Origin of the sequence: Nocardioides aequoreus, assembly GCF_000720335.1 — a bacterium.
Lineage (GTDB): Bacteria > Actinomycetota > Actinomycetes > Propionibacteriales > Nocardioidaceae > Marmoricola > Marmoricola aequoreus.
Genome location: NZ_JOJN01000002.1, coordinates 628,859 through 643,361, shown reverse-complemented (window position 1 = coordinate 643,361; position 14,503 = coordinate 628,859). Strand labels below are relative to the sequence as shown.

15 protein-coding genes are annotated in these 14,503 nt (G+C 72.5%); 9 read left to right on the top strand and 6 right to left on the bottom strand.

Features of this window, described 5'->3' with window-relative positions:
• Window positions 1–14 precede the first annotated feature (14 nt).
• The gene (locus tag IG63_RS0105665) at window positions 15–1,211 is read right to left on the bottom strand and encodes an MFS transporter (protein ID WP_030483408.1); all 1,197 of its coding nucleotides are present in this window, start codon (window positions 1,209–1,211) and stop codon (window positions 15–17) included.
• A 208-nt stretch (window positions 1,212–1,419) separates the two neighbouring features.
• On the opposite strand from IG63_RS0105665, the gene IG63_RS0105660 reads away from it, so the two are divergent.
• The 5 genes from IG63_RS0105660 (at window position 1,420) to IG63_RS0105640 (ending at window position 6,703) form a co-directional block, all read left to right on the top strand.
• Window positions 1,420–2,283 carry an ABC transporter ATP-binding protein gene (locus tag IG63_RS0105660; protein ID WP_051706183.1) on the top strand — a complete coding sequence of 288 codons (864 nt, stop codon included), beginning with the start codon at window positions 1,420–1,422 and terminating at the stop codon, window positions 2,281–2,283.
• Window positions 2,283–3,149, top strand: a complete 867-nt coding sequence (locus IG63_RS0105655) for an ABC transporter permease (protein WP_030483406.1) — start codon at window positions 2,283–2,285, stop codon at window positions 3,147–3,149. Before IG63_RS0105660 ends, IG63_RS0105655 begins: the two co-directional genes overlap by 1 nt.
• Before the next feature lie 64 nt (window positions 3,150–3,213).
• Window positions 3,214–4,305, top strand: a complete 1,092-nt coding sequence (locus tag IG63_RS0105650) for an ABC transporter substrate-binding protein (protein WP_084596680.1) — start codon at window positions 3,214–3,216, stop codon at window positions 4,303–4,305.
• Window positions 4,302–5,483: an LVIVD repeat-containing protein gene (locus tag IG63_RS0105645; protein ID WP_030483404.1), complete on the top strand. Its 1,182-nt coding sequence runs from the start codon at window positions 4,302–4,304 to the stop codon at window positions 5,481–5,483. The genes IG63_RS0105650 and IG63_RS0105645 overlap by 4 nt, the downstream gene beginning before the upstream one ends.
• Complete coding sequence (locus IG63_RS0105640) at window positions 5,480–6,703, top strand: LVIVD repeat-containing protein (RefSeq protein WP_051706182.1); 1,224 nt, start codon at window positions 5,480–5,482, stop codon at window positions 6,701–6,703. The genes IG63_RS0105645 and IG63_RS0105640 overlap by 4 nt, the downstream gene beginning before the upstream one ends.
• Here the strand turns inward: IG63_RS0105640 and IG63_RS0105635 are convergent.
• Both IG63_RS0105635 and IG63_RS0105630 read right to left on the bottom strand, forming a co-directional pair.
• The gene (locus IG63_RS0105635) at window positions 6,700–7,845 is read right to left on the bottom strand and encodes an MFS transporter (RefSeq protein ID WP_030483402.1); all 1,146 of its coding nucleotides are present in this window, start codon (window positions 7,843–7,845) and stop codon (window positions 6,700–6,702) included. The two genes, IG63_RS0105640 and IG63_RS0105635, sit on opposite strands and share 4 nt — an antisense overlap.
• 27 nt (window positions 7,846–7,872) lie before the next feature.
• Window positions 7,873–8,811, bottom strand: a complete 939-nt coding sequence (locus tag IG63_RS0105630; protein WP_157210040.1) for an ABC transporter substrate-binding protein — start codon at window positions 8,809–8,811, stop codon at window positions 7,873–7,875.
• Window positions 8,812–8,976: 165 nt separating this feature from the next.
• On the opposite strand from IG63_RS0105630, the gene IG63_RS0105625 reads away from it, so the two are divergent.
• Genes IG63_RS0105625 through IG63_RS0105610 form a run of 4 tightly spaced genes read left to right on the top strand, consistent with a single transcriptional unit; the run spans window position 8,977 to window position 13,789 of the window.
• Entirely contained in the window at window positions 8,977–10,074 is a 1,098-nt protein-coding gene (locus tag IG63_RS0105625; protein WP_051706181.1) for an alpha/beta hydrolase family protein, read from the top strand.
• Window positions 10,071–11,042 (top strand): NAD(P)-dependent oxidoreductase, encoded by a 972-nt coding sequence (locus IG63_RS0105620; RefSeq protein ID WP_030483399.1) that lies wholly within the window; start codon window positions 10,071–10,073, stop codon window positions 11,040–11,042. The genes IG63_RS0105625 and IG63_RS0105620 overlap by 4 nt, the downstream gene beginning before the upstream one ends.
• A complete protein-coding gene (locus IG63_RS0105615) occupies window positions 11,042–12,307 on the top strand; it encodes a M24 family metallopeptidase (protein ID WP_051706180.1) in 1,266 nt (421 codons plus the stop codon). The genes IG63_RS0105620 and IG63_RS0105615 overlap by 1 nt, the downstream gene beginning before the upstream one ends.
• A gap of 21 nt (window positions 12,308–12,328) precedes the next feature.
• Window positions 12,329–13,789: an NAD-dependent succinate-semialdehyde dehydrogenase gene (locus IG63_RS0105610; protein ID WP_030483397.1), complete on the top strand. Its 1,461-nt coding sequence runs from the start codon at window positions 12,329–12,331 to the stop codon at window positions 13,787–13,789.
• A 67-nt stretch (window positions 13,790–13,856) separates the two neighbouring features.
• Here IG63_RS0105610 and IG63_RS0105605 read toward each other — a convergent pair whose 3' ends face one another.
• Genes IG63_RS0105605 through rpmF form a run of 3 tightly spaced genes read right to left on the bottom strand, consistent with a single transcriptional unit; the run spans window position 13,857 to window position 14,491 of the window.
• The gene (locus IG63_RS0105605) at window positions 13,857–14,132 is read right to left on the bottom strand and encodes an HU family DNA-binding protein (RefSeq protein ID WP_030483396.1); all 276 of its coding nucleotides are present in this window, start codon (window positions 14,130–14,132) and stop codon (window positions 13,857–13,859) included.
• 21 nt (window positions 14,133–14,153) lie between these two features.
• Window positions 14,154–14,276 (bottom strand): type B 50S ribosomal protein L36, encoded by a 123-nt coding sequence (gene ykgO / locus IG63_RS22040; RefSeq protein ID WP_084596677.1) that lies wholly within the window; start codon window positions 14,274–14,276, stop codon window positions 14,154–14,156.
• The gene (rpmF, locus tag IG63_RS22035) at window positions 14,273–14,491 is read right to left on the bottom strand and encodes a 50S ribosomal protein L32 (protein ID WP_084596674.1); all 219 of its coding nucleotides are present in this window, start codon (window positions 14,489–14,491) and stop codon (window positions 14,273–14,275) included. The genes ykgO and rpmF overlap by 4 nt, the downstream gene beginning before the upstream one ends.
• Window positions 14,492–14,503 lie beyond the last annotated feature (12 nt).

The following is a 14,503-nucleotide window of genomic DNA, read 5'->3' as shown; positions in this document are numbered from 1 at the left end:
GGTCCCTGGCGGCCTCACGGGCGCACCCAGCGGCGGCGGGTCGCCGTCGCGGCCAGCCCCAGCGGCACCGCGAGGGCGGCGTACGCCGCGTAGACCACGGCGTAGCGGCCGGCGTCGGCGAGGTCGGCGACCAGCACCGCGCCGAGTGAGCTGCCGACGAAGAGCGAGCCGGCGAAGAGCGAGACCACGCTCGCCCGGGCCGCCGGCAGCAGCTCGGTGGCCCAGGTCTGGAGCGAGGAGTGCATGCCGGTCCACGCCAGGCCCAGCAGCACGGCCACCACGATCCCCATCGCCGGTGCGCGGCTCACGACCAGCAGCAGGCAGCCCAGCAGCGCGGCCAGGGCGCCGCCGAGGATGAGCCACGCGGGGTGCCAGGTGCGCGCCAGTCGGCCGACGAGCCGGGAGCCGGCGTACACCGCGACGCCGTACGCCGCCGTGACCGCGCCGGCGACGGCGGCCGTGCTGCCCGCGCTCTCGATCGCCGGCGGCAGCAGCGTCAGCGCTCCCAACAGCACCAGGCCCTCGGTGAAGGCGAAGAGCAGCACCAGCAGCGTGATGGGGGAGCGGCCGATCTGGCGCAGCGGCTCCCACGGCGAGCTCGGCCGCGCCAGGTCGGGCTCGGGCAGCCGGCGCAGCAGGACCACCAGGACCAGCGAGGCGATCCCGGTCACGACGAAGGCCGCGCGCCAGGTCACCAGGTCGGCCAGCAGGCCCGCGCCCAGGGACGCCAGCGCGGTGCCGGTGGCGACGCCCACCATCAGACGGGTGATGTCGGTCTGGCGGCGCTCGGCGGGCACGGTGTCGCCGACGTAGATCAGCGTCGCGGGGTAGGCCGCGCCGAAGAAGCCGCCGGCCAGGCCGCGGCTCACCACGAGCAGCAGCGGCGACCAGACCACCGCCGAGGCGAGGGTGCACAGGCCGGCGAGCAGCAGCGTGAGCCGCATCGTGCGCACCCGGCCGAGCCGGTCGGAGACCGCCCCCCACAGCGGCTGCGAGAGGCCGTAGACCAGGAAGTAGGCCCCGGCCGCGTGCACCACGGTGGTGAGCGGCACGTCGAGGTCGCGCGACATCGCCACCAGCATCGGCGGCATCGCGAAGCGGTCGAGGGTGCTGGTGAAGGTGGTCAGCTGGAGCAGGGGTAGCGCCGACCCGGGTCCGCGGGACCCTCCCGGCGCTTCGCCGGCTGGCTCCGGCGGAGGGCGGGACGGCACGGCAGCACCCTAGCCGTGCGTGCATTCGATTGCAGCACCCGAACCGGTACGGGTGCGCATTCGGTGGTCGCCGCCGGTGCCGTCGTGCCGTGTGCTGCGGGACGGCGCTGTCCGACGCGCCACAGAAGGTGATTGACGTCACACGGTCCCCTCCCTACGATGCGACAATCGTTTGCAACCGAGCCCAACACTTCGAGGGAGAGCACCGATGGGGCGACCGGGCACGGAGAGTCACGGGACGACCCGGGGGGACGCGGCCAGGACCGGCGCGTCGTCCCCCGTCGTCATCGAGGCGCGCGGCGTCACCGCGGGCTACGAGAACAGGCGGGCCAAGACCAGGCTGATCGCGCTGCGCGAGGTGTCGCTGGACATCCGGCGGGGTGAGTTCCTCGCCATCGTCGGCCCCTCCGGGTGCGGCAAGAGCACCTTCATCAACATGATCGCCGGCTTCCTCAAGCCGCTGCAGGGCGAGGTGCTCGTCGACGGGGAGCCCGTCCGCGGCACTGGCGCCGACCGCGCCATGGTCTTCCAGGACTACGCGCTGCTGCCCTGGCGCACGGTCGAGCGCAACGTCAGGTTCGCCATGGAGAACCGCGGCTCGCGACCGTCCAAGGCCGAGCAGGACGAGCGCATCGCCGAGGCGCTGGGCCTGGTCGGTCTCACCGGGTTCGAGAAGTCCTACCCCCACGAGCTCTCCGGAGGCATGCGGCAGAGGGTCGGCATCGCCCGTGCCTTGGTCACCAAGCCCGCCATCCTGCTGATGGACGAGCCCTTCGGCGCGGTCGACGCGATGACCCGCGAGGCGATGCAGGCCGAGTTCGAGCGGATCATCGCGCAGACCCAGCAGACCGTCGTCTTCATCACCCACTCCATCGACGAGGCGGTGATGCTGGGTGACCGTGTGGCTGTGATCTCCAACCGCCCCGGGCGGATCAAGGAGCTGGTCGAGGTCGACCTCCCCCGGCCGCGGCTCGACAGCGACGTGAAGAGCTCGCCACGCTTCGCCGAGCTGCGCGAGCACATCTGGTCGCTGCTGCAGGACGAGGCGCTCGGCGCGAAGGCGGCCGGCTGATGTCCACGCCGACGGCCAACTCGCCCATGACCAACACCGCCGTGGGCCCGAGCCCGCGCCTGTCCGCCGACAAGGTCACCGAGGAGCTGCGGGTCTCCCGCTTCGCGCCCTTCCGCAACACAGTCATCACGATCCTCAACCTGACCATCTTCTTCACCATCTGGGAGCTCATCGCCCGCGCGGAGCTGGTCAACCCGCTGTTCTTCCCCAAGATCACCGACACCTTCGCGGCGATCTGGAACGGCTTCGCGGACGGAGTCATCGGCCCGGAGCTGCAGCACAGCGTGACCAACCTGATGATCGGCCTGCTGATCTCGGCCGCCATCGGCATCCCGGTCGGGCTCTTCATGGGGGCCAGCCGGACGGCCGACCTGATCCTGAGCCCCTACGTCTGGGCGATGACCTCGCTGCCGCGGGTGGCGCTGATCCCGCTGCTCATCATCATCCTGGGCTTCGGCAACGAGATGCTGCTGACCATCATCGTGCTCTCCGCCGTCTTCCCGATCATGGTCAACTGCATGGCGGGCGTGAAGACGGTGGATCCCTCGCTGCTGCGCGCCGGGCAGGTCTTCGGAGCCGGACGGCTGCAGATGTACACCAAGGTCATCCTGCCCTTCACGCTCCCCTTCGTGGTCTCCGGCATCAACCAGGGCATCGCCCGCGGGCTGGTCGGGATGCTCATCGGCGAGCTCCTCGGCGGTGGCGGCAAGGGTCTCGGCTTCCTGCTCGACCGGGCCGGCGACCGCTTCGACTCCCCGATGCTCTACGGCGTGCTCATCCTGCTGGCCGTCATGTCCGTCGGCCTGATCCAGTCGATGCGCTGGCTCGAGGGCCGCGTCGCCCCCTGGCGCGAGCAGCGCGGCTGAGTCGCCGCCGCGTCGTCCCCCGCTCCCTCCCGCACCTCTCACAACCCCAAGGAAGAAGTGGCACATGAAGCGCAATCGTTTGCTCAGCCTGGCGACCGCGTCGCTGCTGGCCGTGACCCTGACCGCGTGCGGCGGGGGTGACGACGAGGCGTCCTCGGGCGAGGGGCCGCCGGAGATGCCGGCCAGCGCCGACGACATCGACGGCGAGATCGACACCTCGAAGGTGCGCTCGGAGCTCACCGTCGGCGTCGACAACCCCTACTACCTCTTCCACCACGACATCTTCATGGCCGAGGAGCTGGGCTACTTCGACGAGGTCGGCATCGACGACGTCGAGGTCGTGACCGTGGAGGACCCGCTCCCGGCGCTCATCGGCGGCTCGCTCGACCTCGCCCTGTACGACACCGACTCGGCCATCGCGGCCGCGGCCGAGGGCGCCGACGAGGTCACCTTCATCGGCAGCTACCTCGGCGGCGAGGCCAACATCCTCGGGGTCGGCCCCGGCATCGACAGCGCCGAGGACCTGGCGGGCAAGACCATCACCGGTGGCCAGTTCGGCAGCCGCAACGACTTCCTGATCCGCCGCCTGCTGACCGACAACGGCGTGAACCTCGACGACCTCGAGCTCGTCAGCACCGGCGGCCAGTCCAACGAGCGGCTGCAGGCCGTGCTGTCGGGCACGGTCGACGGCGCCAGCCTGCAGCTGCGCCACCGCAGCCTGCTGGAGAAGGAGGGTGGGAAGTTCCTCTTCGAGGAGGTCTACGACGTGCCGCAGAACGGGTGGTCGACCGCCGAGCTGCTCTCGGAGAGCCCGGAGACCGTCGCCGCCTTCCTCGCGGCCACCCTCAAGGCGCGCCAGTTCATCACCGACCCCGCCAACAAGGAGGAGGTGCTGGCCAAGGCCGAGGAGCTCGACTTCGAGCTGCCGCAGGAGTACAAGGACGCCTACGAGGAGGAGAACGCTCCCGACTACCACACCAGCGACGGTGGCTTCGAGGTCGCCGACCTCGACGGCTTCGTGGAGGAGCAGATCTCCCTGGAGGAGATCCCCGAGGGCACCGAGTGGCGCGACCACACCAACCTGGTGCCGCTGTGGCGGGCGCAGGCGGCCAACGGGCTGGAGCTCCGACCGGCCGTCGAGGACGTCGTGCAGTGACGCTGGGCACCGCCTCGGCCGCGGGGCTCCGGCTCCTCGGCCACCACGACCTCGCCGGTCGTGGCGACGGGATGCAGGTGCTGCGCGAGGGAGACGTGCTCTACGTCGCCCACAACGGCACCTCCGGGGCGGGCACGTCGATCCTCGACGTGTCCGACCCGGCCCACCCCCGCCTGGTGCGGCAGTGGGACGCCCCGGCCCACACCCACACCCACAAGGTGCAGGTCGCCGACGGCCTGCTGCTGACCAACCACGAGGGCTTCCCGCTGCGTGCTCCCGGGCCGCAGGGCCCCTGGTCGGCGGGCCTGGCGGTGTACTCCCTGGAGGACCCGACCGACCCCCAGCAGATCGGCTGGTGGGACTGCGGCGGGCGGGGCGTGCACCGGATCGTCTGGGAGGGCGGGCGCTACGCCCACATGTCGGCGACTCCGCCGGGCTTCAACGACCGCATCTGGGTGGTCGTCGACATGAGCGACCCCACCGCGCCGACGCCGGTCGCGGAGTGGTGGTGGCCGGGGCAGTGGACAGCGGGCGGGGAGCAGCCGTCGTGGCCCGAGGGGGAGCGGTACGCCGCCCACCACGCGCTGATCGACGGCGACCGCGCCTACCTCGGCTACGACGACGCCAACCTCGTCGTCCTCGACGTCTCCGACATGACCGAGCCGCGTCAGGTCGACCACCTCAGCTGGGGCGGCATCGCCACGCACACGTGCCTGCCGCTGCCGAGCCGGGGGCTGGTGCTGGCCACCGACGAGCAGCAGAAGGACGGTCCGGGCGCGCCCGAGCTCTTCAGCCACGTCGTCGACGTGTCGGGGGAGCGGGCGCGCCACGTCTCCCGCTTCCCCAGCCCGGGGGCGGCGTACCTCGAGCAGCCGCTGCGGTGCGGACCGCACAACTTCCACGAGAACAGGGCCGGCTCCTACCGCAGCGAGCGCGTCGTCTTCGCGACGTACTTCAACGCCGGGCTCCGGGTCTACGACACCGCCGACCCCGAGCACGTCGAGGAGGTCGCCCACTGGGTCGCCTCCCCGCCGGAGGGGCAGCCCGTGGCCCAGGCCAACGACCTCTTCGTCGACGCCGACCACCTGGTCTGGGTCACCGACCGGGTCTCGGGTGGCGTGGCGTGCCTGGAGCCCGAGGCCGGGCTCGCGGCGCTGATGGACGAGGCGGCCCTGTGACGGGTGCTCCCGGGGCCGACGCGCGCGGGCTGGAGCTGGTGGCCTACACCGAGGCGGCCGGCAGCCCCGTCTTCAAGCTCGCCATGCAGGTGGTCGACGGGCGCTGGTACCTGTGGGCGACCCACTTCTGGGAGCCGAGGCTCTCCGTCCTCGACGTCACCGACCCCTCGGCACCCCGGTTGGTGGCCTCGATCGAGGGGCCCGACCGCACGGCCACGTGGCAGGTCCAGGTGGCCGACGGGCTCCTCGTGCAGGGGCTGGAGCACCGCCCGACCCCGTGGGGCGGTGATCCGGCGCACCCGGGTGACGAGGGGGTGCGCCTCTTCGACGTCGCCGACCCGGCCTCACCCAGGCTGCTGGGTCACTGGCGCACGGGCGACGCGGGCGTGCACCGCAACCACTGGACGGGCGGGCGCTACGTGCACTGCGCGGCCCACCAGCCGGGCCTCGACGGCAACGTCTACGTCGTGCTCGACGTCGCCGACCCGACCTCGCCGCAGGTGGCCGGGAGGTGGTGGCTCCCCGAGCAGGAGACCGGCACCGGAGCACCGCCCGCCCAGCGGGTGTCCCTGCACGGCCCGGCGTACGTCGAGGGCGAGCGGGCCTACCTGCCCTACGGGGCCGCCGGGCTCGTCGTGCTCGACGTCGCGGACCCGACCGCTCCCGAGCTCGTGGGCCGCCTCGACATCGGGTCGGCCTTCAGCAGCATGATCGCCATGCACACCGCGGTGCCGCTCGCCGCCCGCGGTCTCGTCCTCGTCAACACCGAGGCCATCGCGGAGCGGTCGCAGGAGCCCTACAACTTCGCCGGCATCGTCGACGTCAGCGACGAGCGGACGCCCCGCCTGCTCTCGGTCCTGCCCATCCCGGTGCCGCCGGCCGGGGCGGCGTACCCGAACTTCTCCCTGCGCGGCGGCCGCTTCGGGCCGCACAACCAGCACCACCCGCAGAACGCCGACCCCGCGCTCCTGCACTCCGAGGAGCTGATGTTCCTGACCTGGTTCAACGCCGGCCTCCGGGTCTACGACATCCGCGACCCCTACCTGCCGCGGGAGGTCGCCCACTACCTGCCCGACGACCCCACGGAGCGGCGCGGGCTGCTGCCCCGCGACCTGGTCACCCAGTCGGAGGACGTGCTGGTCGACGCCCGCGGCTACGTCTACCTCTCCGACAAGAACCACGGCCTGCACGTGCTCTCCTGCCGCAGCCTGCTGGGCTAGCGACGTCCGTAGCGGCTGCGGCCCCAGGTGGCGACCACGCCGAGCGGCACGGCCAGCACCAGCGCCAGCAGGTAGAGCTCGGTGTGCCTGCCCGCCGCGACGAGGACGCCGCCGATGCCGGCGGCCGCCGAGGTGCCGGTGAAGAGCACGGTCGCGAAGAGGCTGACCGCCATCGCCCTCGCGTGCGGCACCACGTCGGTCACCCAGGTCTGGAGGCTCGAGTGCATCAGAGCCCGCGCGGCGCCGAGCAGCAGGCTGGCGACCAGGATGCCGACGAGGTCGGGGTCGGACGCCGCCGCCACGAAGGCCGCCGCGGCGCACACGGCGCCGGAGCCGATCAGCCGGGCCGGGCTGACGGTCCGGCTCAGCCGCTTGACCAGCGAGGCGAAGACGATGGTGGAGAGGCCGAAGGCCGTGGTGACGGCCCCGGCCACGGTGGCCGAGTGCCCCACCTGCTGCAGGGTGGTCGGGAAGAAGGTGAGGAAGCCGAGCACGACCATGCCCTCGAGGAAGGCCAGGCCCAGCACGAGCCGTGCCCACGGCGCCCGCAGCACCGCCGTCAGGGCCGGCAGCGGGCGCGGCCTCTGGCCCCCCTCGGGCTCGGTGAGCAGCCGCAGCCGCCACCCCAGCGCCAGCGCGAGCACGGCGGTGCTCGCCATCGCGACCCGCCACGAGGTCAGCTCGGCGACCGCGGCCGCCGAGATCGTCGAGACCGCCATGCCGACGGCGCCGCCGGTCATGAGGTCGGTGACCGGCCCCTGGCGGCGCTCGACCGGGACCGTGTCGCCGAGGTAGACCATCGCGGTCGGGACGGCGGCGGCGAAGGCGGCGCCAGCGACGGTGCGAGAGACGAGCAGCACCTCGAGGGTGGGCGAGAGCGCCGAGAGCACCCCGGTCATGCCCGCCACCGACATCGCCAGGCGCATGGTCCGCACGCGTCCGAGCCGGTCGGAGAGCACGCCCCAGACCAGCTGCATCAGGCCGTAGGCCAGGAAGTAGGCGGTGGCCACCCAGGTGACGGCGACCAACGGCTCGTCGAGGTCGCGCGCGATCAGCACCAGCAGCGCGGCCACCATGAAGCGGTCGAAGTTGCTGGTGAAAGTGCTGATCGACAGCAGCCTGACGGCGCCGCGCTCGTCCACCTCAGCCGCGTCCCGGCGCCGGACGCCTCACGCGGCGGGCTCGTCGTCCAGCAGTCCGGAGCCGCGCTCGAGGGCGCGCGCGAGAGGGTCGCTGCCGTCGGGCTCGGGCAGGTAGCGGCGGCGCAGGTCGACCAGGGTCGCCAGGGCGGCCCGGTCGACGGGGCCGGTCACCAGGCCCTCGTCGGGGTCCCGGAGCCCGGCGACGTAGCGCGCGGCGAGGTCGGCGGGCAGGCCCAGCACGCGCTGCGCCTCCTCGACGGCCTCGCCGTCGAGGTGGCCGTCGAGCAGGGATGCGGCGGTCTCCGTGAGCGCCGCGGTGAGACGCCTCGCGGCGTCGAGGTGACGCTCCCCGACCACCGCGACGACCGTGCCGAGGTACGGCGCGCAGACCTCCGCGGCGCTCCCCAGCCGGACGCAGCCGGCGGCCTCCGCCGGGAGCTGGTTGCCGGCGTTGAGCATCGTCGCGTCGCAGTCGCCGCGCAGCAGCGCCTGGAGCCGCTTGGGGGTGGAGCCCAGGGCGGTGAGGTCGTAGGCGTCGCGAGGCACCCCGAGGTGCTCCGCGACGGCGTACATCGCCAGCGCGAAGCCGGAGGTGGGCACGTCGACCCCGAGCGTCGCACCGCGCAGCTGCTCGGGGCCGGTGAGCCCGGGCCTGCCGTAGAGAGCCAGGCCGGTGCCGCGGTCGAGGGCCCCCACGATCGTCGCGTCGAGCCGCTCGCCGAGCGGGTTGCGCGGGGCGAAGCGGTAGGCCAGGACGTTGTCGGGGCTGGTGAGCGCGACGTCGAGCTCGCCGTCGCGCAGCGAGGCGAACTGGGCGGGGGAGGAGGGCACCGGCCGCTCGTGCACGCGCAGGCGCACGCGGTCGAGGGCGCCGTTGCGCTGGGCCAGGGCGAGCAGCACCGAGGGCGTGAAGGACCCGACCCGGACGGTCGTGCCGGGCGTGGCGTGGGTCACATCGGAGGTCATGAGGCGCGAGGCTAGTGCATTCGATTGCACCCGTCACGCACCGGCCTGATCCTGCCCCTCCACGCCGGAGCGCCCTGCTTGACACCACCACCGCTGTTGCGGAAGTCTGCACTCGATTGCAGTGAGCCGGAGCCGAGTACGGAGCCGAGTACGGAGGGAGTCGCCATGACCCAGGACCCGCTGGTCGCCTCCGCGATCGCCCACTGGGGTCCGCGCTTCACGGTCAACGGCGTCACCGTCGCCGACTTCGAGCGCGTGACCGCCGGCGTGGAGCAGTGGTCCGACTGGTGCGTGGCCTGGGTCGAGGCCGGCGACGCCCACGAGCAGCTCGGACGTGAGGCGCTCGCGGAGGGTCGCAGCCGGTCCGCGGGGGAGCACCTCGCGCAGGCCGCCGTCTACCACCACTTCGGCAAGTTCGTCTTCGTCGAGGACCTCGAGCAGATGCGGGCCGCCCACACGCGTGCGGTCGCCTGCCTCGACGACGCGCTGCCCCACCTCGACCCGCCGGGCCGTCGGGTGGAGATGCCCTTCGAGCGCAGCTGGCTGGTGGGGATCCTGCGCCTGCCCGAGGGTGAGGGCCCCCACCCCGTCGTGGTGCTGCTGCCGGGCCTCGACTCCACCAAGGAGGAGCTCCGCTCCACGGAGGAGACCTTCCTGGCCCGCGGCCTCGCGACCTTCGCGATCGACGGACCCGGCCAGGGCGAGGCGGAGTACGACCTGCCGATCCGCGGTGACTGGGCCCCCGTGGCCGAGGTCCTCTGGGAGACGCTCGGCGAGATCCCCGGCATCGACCGCGACCGGCTCGGGGTGTGGGGCGTCAGCCTGGGCGGCTACTACTCCCCTCGCGTGGCGGCCGCGCTCGGCGACCGGGCCAAGGCCTGCGTCTCGCTGGCCGGCCCCTTCGACTTCGGCGACTGCTGGCCCGGACTGCCGCAGCTGACCCGCGACACCTTCCGGGTGCGCTCGGGGGCCGAGACCGACGACGAGGCGCGGGCGATCGCGCACACGCTCTCCATGACCGACGTCGCCGCCGACCTCGTCGCGCCGCTGCTGATCGTCTTCGGACGCCAGGACCGGCTGATCCCCTGGCGCAACGCCGAGCGGCTGCGGGACGCCGTCGCCGGCCCCGTCGAGGTCCTCATGCTCGAGGACGGCAACCACGGCTGCGCCAACGTCGCTCCCTGGCACCGCCCCCGCACGGCCGACTGGCTCGCCGCACACCTGACCACCCCACCGCCCACCGACACGAAGGACGGCTCATGACCGCGCACACCCACACCCCCGGCAGCATCCGTGTCGGCTGGATCGGCGCCGGCCGCATGGGCGCCGCGATGGCGACGAGGCTGGCGCGTGCCGGCGAGGACGTGACCGTCTGGAACCGCACCCGGGCCAAGGCCGAGGCCCTCACCGACGTCGGCTGCGCCGTGGCCGACACGATCGCGGACCTCCGCGGCCACGACGTCGTCTTCACCATGGTCTCGACGCCCGCCGACCTCGAGCAGGTGCTCACCGGCGAGGGCGGCCTGCTGGCCGACCCCGACCACGTGCCCGGCGCCGTCGTCGACTGCTCCACCGTCTCCACCGAGAGCTCGGCGGCGATGCGGGCGGCTTGCGCCGAGCGCGGGGTCGACTTCCTGGCCTCCCCTGTGAGCGGCAACGGCAAGGTCGTGCTGGCCGGTGGCCTCAGCCTGGTCGTCTCGGGTCCCGAGGAGACCTACCTCAAGGTCGCGCCGCTGCTCGAGCACCTCGGCAAGGGGGCGACGTACGTCGGCGACGGCGACGTCGCCCGCCTGGCCAAGATCGCGCACAACCTGATGCTCGGCGTCGTCACCCAGACCCTCGCCGAGATCACCGTGCTCGCCGAGAAGGGCGGCATGCCGCGCCACGCCTTCCTGGAGTTCCTCAACAACTCGGTGATGGGCTCGGTCTTCACCCGCTACAAGAGCCCGGCCTTCGTCAACCTCGACTACACGCCGACCTTCACCCCGATCCTGCTGCGCAAGGACTTCGACCTCGGCTTCGCGGCCGCCCACGAGCTCGACGTGCCGATGCCGGTGTGCGCGGCGACCGCCGCCGCCGTGCAGGGCACCGTCAGCAGCGGGCGCGTGACCGAGGACTTCGCGATCCTGCTCGACCAGCAGGCCGCGCTGTCGGGCATCACCCTCGAGCCCGAGAACGTCGCGGTCGACGACGGGCTGTCCGCGGCGGACCCAGGATCGGGCGAGGCGTGATGGACGACCGTCCGGCACCAGCCACGCAGCCCGCGCCGCTCCCGGCACCGGGCCACATGGCGGTGGACTACGAGGAGCGGGTCGACTTCGCCCGGCTGCGCGACTACCGGCTCGGCCGCGCGAAGGCGGCGCTGGAGTCGAGCGAGTGCGGCGCCTTCCTGCTCTTCGACTTCTACAACATCCGCTACACCACGCAGACCTGGATCGGCGGCGCCCTCGGCGACAAGATGATCCGCTACGCGCTGCTGCGGCGGGGCGAGGACCCGATCCTGTGGGACTTCGGGTCGGCGGTGAAGCACCACAAGAAGTACAGCCAGTGGGTGCCCGACGACCACTACCGCGCCGGCTTCCTCGGCTTCCGCGGCGCCGTGGCCCCGACCGTCGGGCTGATGGCCGACGCCGTCGCCGAGATCAAGTCGCTGCTCGTCGAGCAGGGCCTGGCCGACATGCCGGTGGGCATGGACATCGTCGAGCCGCCCTTCCTCTTCGAGATGGAGCGGCAGGGCCTGCGCGTCGTCGACGCCCAGCAGCTGATGCTCGACGCCCGCTGCATCAAGAGCCACGACGAGATCGTGCTGCTCAACCAGGCCGCGGCCATGGTCGACGGCGTCTACCAGGACATCGTGGAGATGCTCAAGCCCGGCGTGCGGGAGAACGAGATCGTCGCCCACGCCAACAAGCGGCTCTACGAGATGGGCTCCGACCAGGTCGAGGCCGTCAACGCGATCTCGGGCGAGCGGTGCAACCCACACCCGCACAACTTCACCGACCGGCTGGTCCGGCCCGGCGACCAGGCCTTCTTCGACATCATCCACTCCTACAACGGCTACCGGACCTGCTACTACCGCACCTTCGCGGTCGGCAGCTCGACCCCGGCGCAGCGCGACGCCTACACCAGGGCGCGGGAGTGGATGGACCGCGGCATCGACGGCATCAAGGCGGGCGTCGGCACCGACGAGGTCGCGGCGCTGCTCCCTGCGGCCGAGGAGTTCGGCTTCGGCAGCGAGATGGAGGCCTTCGGGCTGCAGTTCGCCCACGGCCTGGGCCTGGGGCTCCACGAGCGCCCGATCATCTCGCGGCTGAACTCGATGAAGGAGCCGATCGAGCTCCAGGTCGGCATGGTCTTCGCCCTGGAGACCTACTGCCCCGCCTCCGACGGCGTCTCCGCCGCGCGCATCGAGGAGGAGATCGTGATCACCGAGGACGGTCCCGTGGTGCTCACGCTCTTCCCCGCGCAGGAGCTCGTCGTCACCAATCCGTACTAGCCCCTACCGAGAGGCAGCACCATGGGTGACTTCTCCCTCGACCAGATCTACGACCTGCCGCTCGACCTCTGGGTCGGCGGTGCGTCGGTGCCCGCCTCCGACGGCGGCCGCTTCGACGTGCTCGACCCCGCCACGGGCGAGGTGCTGACCAGCGTCGCCAACGGCACCGTCGACGACGCGATGGCGTGCGTCGAGGCGGCCGACGCCGCGGCGGCCGGCTGGGCGGCGACCTCGCCCCGCGAGCGCGCCGAGGTCCTGCGCCGTGCCTTCGAGCTGATGACCGCACGCGCCGACGAGATCGCGCACCTGATCTCGCTGGAGAACGGCAAGGCCCTGCCCGACGCGCGCGGCGAGACGGCGTACGCCGCCGAGTTCTTCCGCTGGTACGCCGAGGAGGCCGTGCGCGCGGCCGGCACGGTGATGACCGCGCCCTCCGGGGCCAACAAGATCGTGGTGCTGCACCAGCCGGTCGGCATCGCGGTGCTCGTCACGCCGTGGAACTTCCCGGCCGCGATGGCCACCCGCAAGATCGGCCCCGCCCTGGCCGCCGGCTGCACCGTGGTGCTCAAGCCCGCCAGCGACACGCCCCTCACCGCGCTGCTGATGGCGCAGATCCTGGCCGACGCCGGCGTCCCGCCGGGCGTGGTCAACGTGCTCCCCGCACGTCGCTCGGGCGCGGTCGTCTCGGCGATGCTGCACGACCCGCGGGTGCGCAAGCTCTCCTTCACCGGCTCGACCGAGGTCGGCCGGGTGCTGCTGCGCGAGGCCGCCGACCAGGTGGTCAACTGCTCCATGGAGCTGGGCGGCAACGCGCCCTTCCTGGTGCTCGACGACGCCGACCTCGACGCCGCCGTCGAGGGCGCGATGGTGGCCAAGATGCGCAACGCGGGCGAGGCGTGCACGGCCGCCAACCGCTTCTACGTGCACGCCGACGTGGCCGAGGAGTTCAGCCGCCGGCTCTCCGAGCGGATGTCGGCGCTGGTGGTCGGGCCCGGCACCGACGACGCCACCCAGGTGGGGCCGCTCGTCAACGACGAGTCGGCCGCCAAGGTCGACGATCTGGTGCGAGGCGCGGTGTCGGCGGGGGCGCGCGTCGTCGTCGGCGGCAGCCGGCCCGACCGCGAGGGCTACTACTACGAGCCCACCGTGCTGCTCGACGTGCCGCGGGGCGCGGAGATCCTCGGCGAGGAGATCTTCGGGCCGGTGGCGCCGATCATCACCTTCACCGACGAGGCCGACGCGATCGCGATGGCCAACGACACGGAGTACGGCCTGGTGTCCTACGTCTACACCCGGGACCTCGCGCGCGGCCTGCGCGTCAGCGAGGCGCTCGACGCGGGCATGGTCGGGCTCAACCGCGGCCTGGTCTCCGACCCCGCGGCGCCGTTCGGCGGCACCAAGCAGTCGGGGATCGGCCGCGAGGGCGGCCACGAGGGGATGCTCGACTACCTGGAGAGCAAGTACGTCGCCGTGGAGTGGTGAGTCCTCCACCGCAACGACGAGACCCCGGACGCGAGCGCGTCCGGGGTCTCGTGCGTGACGGGGTGCGTCAGCTGTTGACGGCGTTCTTGAAGGCCGTGCCCGCCTTGAAGGCCGGGGCCTTCGACGCGGCGATCTGGATCTCCTCGCCGGTCTGGGGGTTGCGGCCGGTGCGGGCGCTGCGCTCGCGGGCCTCGAAGGTGCCGAAGCCGGGCAGCGTCACCTTGTCGCCACCGGCGACCGCGGTCGTCACCGCGGTCAGGACGGCGTCGAGGGCACGCTCGGCGTCGGCGTTGGTGAGACCGGCGTGCTCGGCGACGGCGTCACGCAGCTGGGACTTGTTCATGGGGAGCTCCTTCGCTCGGGTTCAGCCCTGTCGGGCCTTCAAACGCGGGTTGCGCTTGTTGATCACGTAGAGCCGGCCGCGGCGTTTGACCACCTGCGAGCCGGGTTGGTTCTTCAGTGACCGTAGCGAGTTGCGGACCTTCATCGGGCACCACCCACCCCGCGAGTCGCGTCCTGACTGAGTTTCCGACCCGTTTCGGGGTCGATCAAGCCTCGCTGGACGGCGTTGACGAGGCGTCGGGGCACCCGGTGCTCCCGTCCGTCGACGCGCACCGGCACGAGGTCGGGGGCGCTGGCCCGCCACTGGGAGCGGCGGTGGCGGGTGTTGCTGCGCGACGTACGTCGCTTGGGGACGGCCATGGGGTCTCCTCG

Excerpts from the sequence above, each read along its gene's own strand:
- IG63_RS0105630 (WP_157210040.1), bottom strand. The coding sequence starts at position 8,811 with ATGACCTCCGATGTGACCCACGCCACGCCCGGCACGACCGTCCGGGTC.
- IG63_RS0105660 (WP_051706183.1), top strand. The coding sequence starts at position 1,420 with ATGGGGCGACCGGGCACGGAGAGTCACGGGACGACCCGGGGGGACGCG.
- IG63_RS0105605 (WP_030483396.1), bottom strand. The coding sequence starts at position 14,132 with ATGAACAAGTCCCAGCTGCGTGACGCCGTCGCCGAGCACGCCGGTCTC.
- IG63_RS0105650 (WP_084596680.1), top strand. The coding sequence starts at position 3,214 with ATGAAGCGCAATCGTTTGCTCAGCCTGGCGACCGCGTCGCTGCTGGCC.
- IG63_RS0105610 (WP_030483397.1), top strand. The coding sequence starts at position 12,329 with ATGGGTGACTTCTCCCTCGACCAGATCTACGACCTGCCGCTCGACCTC.
- IG63_RS0105625 (WP_051706181.1), top strand. The coding sequence starts at position 8,977 with ATGACCCAGGACCCGCTGGTCGCCTCCGCGATCGCCCACTGGGGTCCG.
- IG63_RS0105615 (WP_051706180.1), top strand. The coding sequence starts at position 11,042 with ATGGACGACCGTCCGGCACCAGCCACGCAGCCCGCGCCGCTCCCGGCA.
- IG63_RS0105655 (WP_030483406.1), top strand. The coding sequence starts at position 2,283 with ATGTCCACGCCGACGGCCAACTCGCCCATGACCAACACCGCCGTGGGC.
- IG63_RS0105620 (WP_030483399.1), top strand. The coding sequence starts at position 10,071 with ATGACCGCGCACACCCACACCCCCGGCAGCATCCGTGTCGGCTGGATC.
- rpmF (WP_084596674.1), bottom strand. The coding sequence starts at position 14,491 with ATGGCCGTCCCCAAGCGACGTACGTCGCGCAGCAACACCCGCCACCGC.
- ykgO (WP_084596677.1), bottom strand. The coding sequence starts at position 14,276 with ATGAAGGTCCGCAACTCGCTACGGTCACTGAAGAACCAACCCGGCTCG.